Below are 3,952 nucleotides of genomic sequence, written 5' to 3' on the forward strand. Positions count from 1 at the left end.
CGCTGTCCAGCTTATAGTACAAATACAAGAAGTAGCCGACTACGACGAGCGCCGACAGCAATACAAGAATCAGCAGCATTCTTCCCAGTCTGGCCATAAAGCCCGGCTTCTTGCTCTTGTTCTTGTTGCGGGTCTTATTGTTGGAAGACGGCCTTGCAGGTCTTCTGCCGCCGCTCCCCTGTCCTCTCGATCTTGGAGGCAAACTGCCATTACGTGTACTCATAATAATATAAAGTCCTCTTCTTCATTTGGGAATAAGTAACATGTTACTATAACAATAGACGTTATTACAGCCTAAAGGTTGCGTTCTACGGTCTCTTGGCCGATTCGGCCGCCGCCTTGCGCTTCTGCCTTGCCTCGACAAAATAACGAACCCGAACGAGCAGCATCAGACCGACGGCGACGAGCAGGCACTGAATGATCGGCAGCTTATCATGCTGAAAAACAAGCAGGATGCCCGAACCGAGAGCCATCAGCGCATAGAGCGTAACTTCCTTCAGCAAGGAAAGCTTCTGATTCACCCGAAATACCCGGTTGTATACGTAAGAAAGCAGAATAAAGATAGTAACATAGGCAATCAAGGGGTGCTCGGCAAACCAAATTTGCAAGGCTGGTCACTCCTTCCGGGTTATGGATACCTGCATCCATTATATCACCCGAAGAGGCCCCGCCGCCGGAAAACATTCCGGTTCCCCGCCAGTCTCGCATGTATTCAGCTTTATGCCGGAAGAAGAAATCAGCCGCCGGAATCGGGTTCCGGCGGCTGATTCTTCTATCAAAAGTGTTCCCTTTGATTGCATTACATGTTGGCTTGGGCCATTTTGCGGTGCTTCTCCGCACGCTCGCGCTCACTCTTGTTCAGAATTTTCTTGCGCAGACGAACGGATTTCGGTGTGATCTCGCAATATTCGTCATCATTCAGGTATTCCAGCGCTTGCTCCAGCGAGAAGAGGAGCGGAGTCTTTAGCTTGACAGTGTCGTCCTTCGTCGCGGAACGGACGTTGGTCAATGCTTTTTCCTTACAGATATTCACGACGATATCGTTGTCGCGCGTATGCTCGCCCACGATCATGCCTTCGTAAATATCGGTGCCCGGCTCGAGGAACAGGGTGCCGCGGTCTTCCACGCCCATCATGCCATAGAAGGTGGAGGTTCCGGTCTCGGTCGAGACGAGTACGCCCTGATGGCGTCCGCCCACCTGGCCGCCGATCAGCGGAGCGTAGCTGTCAAACGCATGGTTCATGACGCCGTAGCCGCGCGTCAGCGTCAGGAAGTGGGTGTTGTAGCCGATCAGGCCGCGCGCCGGAATGAGGAATTCCAGACGGACCTGGCCGGTTCCGTTATTCACCATGTTGACCATTTCGGCCTTGCGGGTGCCCAGGCTCTCCATAACGGCGCCCATGCTGTCCTCCGGCACGTCGATAAGCAGGCGCTCAAGCGGCTCCATCTTGGCGCCGTCAATTTCCTTGACGATAACCTCAGGCTTGGAAACCTGCAGCTCGTATCCTTCGCGGCGCATGTTCTCGATCAGAATGCCGAGATGCAGCTCGCCGCGGCCGGAAACGATAAATGCGTCAGGGCTGTCAGTCTCGTCCACACGCAGGGAAACGTCCGTCTCAAGCTCTTTAAACAGACGCTCGCGCAGCTTGCGGGAGGTTACCCACTTGCCTTCCTTGCCGGCAAACGGAGAATTGTTGACCAGGAAGGTCATCTGCATGGTCGGCTCGTCGATCTTCAGGACAGGCAGCGCCTCGGGATTCGCGGGATCTGCAATCGTCTCGCCAATGTTGATGTCCTTGATCCCGGCAAGCGCCACGATGTCGCCCGCGCCTGCTTCCTCGGCCTCTATCCGCTTCAGCCCCTGGAAGCCGAACAGCTTCTCAATGCGCGCCGACTTGTGCTTGCCGTCACGCTGAATCACTGTAACCGCCTGGCCTTGGCGGATAATGCCTCTGTTGACGCGGCCGATGGCGATGCGGCCCAGGTATTCATTGTAGTCCATGAGAGTCACAAGGAACTGCAGCGGTTCATCCATGCTCTCCGTTGGAGACGGGATATGCTGGGTGATCGTTTCATACAGGGCAAGCATATTGTCGTCCTGTTTTTCCGGATCAAGGCTGGACGTTCCGTTCAGCGCGGAGGCGTATACGACCGGGAATTCGAGCTGATCGTCGCTCGCTTCCAGCTCAATGAACAAATCCAGTACTTCGTCGATCACTTCCGCCGGACGGGCCGCCGGGCGGTCGATCTTGTTGACAACCACAATCGGGGTGAGGTTCTGTTCGAGCGCCTTGCGCAGCACGAATTTCGTCTGCGGCATGCAGCCCTCATACGCGTCGACAACGAGCAGTACGCCGTCAACCATCTTCATAATCCGTTCTACTTCACCGCCGAAATCGGCGTGTCCGGGCGTATCCACAATGTTGATCAGGAAATCTTTATAGGTAATGGCCGTGTTCTTTGCCAGAATCGTAATGCCGCGTTCCCGTTCCAGATCGTTGGAATCCATGGCGCGCTCCTGCACCGTCTCGTGCTCGCGGAAAATACCCGACTGCTGCAGCAATTGGTCGACGAGCGTCGTCTTGCCATGGTCAACGTGGGCGATAATCGCAATGTTGCGAATTTGTTCTCTTGAATGCATGATTTGTATCCAAATCCTTTCATTTATCAAATAAAATCAATTGAGATTTGCAGCAGGAACGAAGGCTTCATAAAAGAAGCGCCGGACGCAAAACCCGACGCTTCAACATTATTTTTAATTGTAGCGTGAAAGCACTGTGAAAAGCAAGTATTTTCATGAAAAAACAATTCCCAAGAAAAGACGGCTTACCAGCCCCGGTTCCATTTATTCCGTCCGCCGCTTCGTCCCGCGATCAGCCAAATTCCCGCGAGAACGAGAACCGCTCCGATGATATACATAATTCCCGAGCCCAGGATGCTCAAGAACATCAGCGCCAAACTGAGAATGCCGAGAACAACCGCGCCCACGGTTAATCCGCTGCTCCGCGGAGATACAAACAGCGAATACTCGTACAGTCCGACCGCCACGCCCAGCGGCAGCACAGGCCACAGATAAGCCATCAGCCCCCAGCCCCATGTGTTGCACAGGCCGAACAGCAGACCGTATACGGTGAGAATACCGGCAGGTATAAGCGCGGCAGGCGCAAGCCGCCGGCCAAAGACGAGAACATGCAGGAACAATCCCGGCAGCAGCAGAAGAAGCGGCCACAGCGCCCGTCCCAAAAAGCCGAATACTCCCAGCTTGCCCAGCAAAATAACGAGCCCGGCGCATACGACGAACAAGCCCAGCTTTATATCGTTCTTGGAGGACATCATACCACCCATCCCTTCCACTCGCGTCTCTTCCGCTCCGCATCGGCTTGCCCGACGCTTCAGGATTCTCCTTTATTTTATCCGAATAACGCAAAAAACGCCATCATTCGCGCCGAAAACCCAAAGAAAAGACCCCGGGGACGGGGCCTTTTCCCTGGAAACCGGGACTGCAAAGGCTTTGACTATGATTTACCGGCCCTCTACCCCGCCTTGGGGGTATGCCGCTTGATGCCGCCCGCTGCCACAACAGCGACGCCCAGCGCAACCGGCAAGAGCGAATGCAGCGCAGGCAGCAGGAAAGACAGCATCGCGCCCAGCTTGGCGTCCTTAAGCAGCATTTCCCCGGCGGTGTAGGCCAGGATATAGGCGCCAAAGTAGATAAGCACTGGGAAGCGGTGCAGCCATCCGGAGATAATGCCGCTGCCCCAGACAACAACCGGAATGCTGAGCGCGATTCCGATGACAATGAGAGCCAAATCGCCGTCCGCCAGCCCGGCAATGGCAAGCACGTTGTCCAGGCTCATAATGAAATCGGCGGCCAAAATGGTCCGGATCGCCTTCCATACGGTCTGGCCCCCGTTCACCCGGACATGATCCTCCTCCTCCAGCAGCAGCTTGA

At 55.1% G+C, this 3,952-nt stretch carries 4 protein-coding genes and 1 pseudogene; all 5 read right to left on the minus strand.

From position 1 onward, the window contains the following. Window positions 1–223 (minus strand): annotated as a pseudogene (locus L692_RS27785) (hypothetical protein); the annotation flags it as partial. A gap of 85 nt (window positions 224–308) precedes the next feature. Beyond that, the gene (locus L692_RS0105190) at window positions 309–608 is read right to left on the minus strand and encodes a YlaH-like family protein (RefSeq protein ID WP_025697816.1); all 300 of its coding nucleotides are present in this window, start codon (window positions 606–608) and stop codon (window positions 309–311) included. Between the two features lie 191 nt (window positions 609–799). Next, complete coding sequence (typA, locus tag L692_RS0105195) at window positions 800–2,641, minus strand: translational GTPase TypA (RefSeq protein WP_025697818.1); 1,842 nt, start codon at window positions 2,639–2,641, stop codon at window positions 800–802. A gap of 185 nt (window positions 2,642–2,826) precedes the next feature. Next, entirely contained in the window at window positions 2,827–3,333 is a 507-nt protein-coding gene (locus tag L692_RS0105200) for a hypothetical protein (RefSeq protein ID WP_025697820.1), read from the minus strand. Window positions 3,334–3,533: 200 nt separating this feature from the next. Beyond that, a partial coding sequence (locus tag L692_RS0105205) for a TerC family protein (RefSeq protein WP_025697822.1) occupies window positions 3,534–3,952 on the minus strand: 419 nt, incomplete at its 5' end.

The sequence above is a fragment of the Paenibacillus forsythiae T98 genome, assembly GCF_000520735.1.
GTDB lineage: Bacteria > Bacillota > Bacilli > Paenibacillales > Paenibacillaceae > Paenibacillus_AQ > Paenibacillus_AQ forsythiae.

Coding starts and splice junctions, on each gene's coding strand:
- L692_RS0105200 (WP_025697820.1), bottom strand. CDS start 3,333: ATGTCCTCCAAGAACGATATAAAGCTGGGCTTGTTCGTCGTATGCGCC.
- typA (WP_025697818.1), bottom strand. CDS start 2,641: ATGCATTCAAGAGAACAAATTCGCAACATTGCGATTATCGCCCACGTT.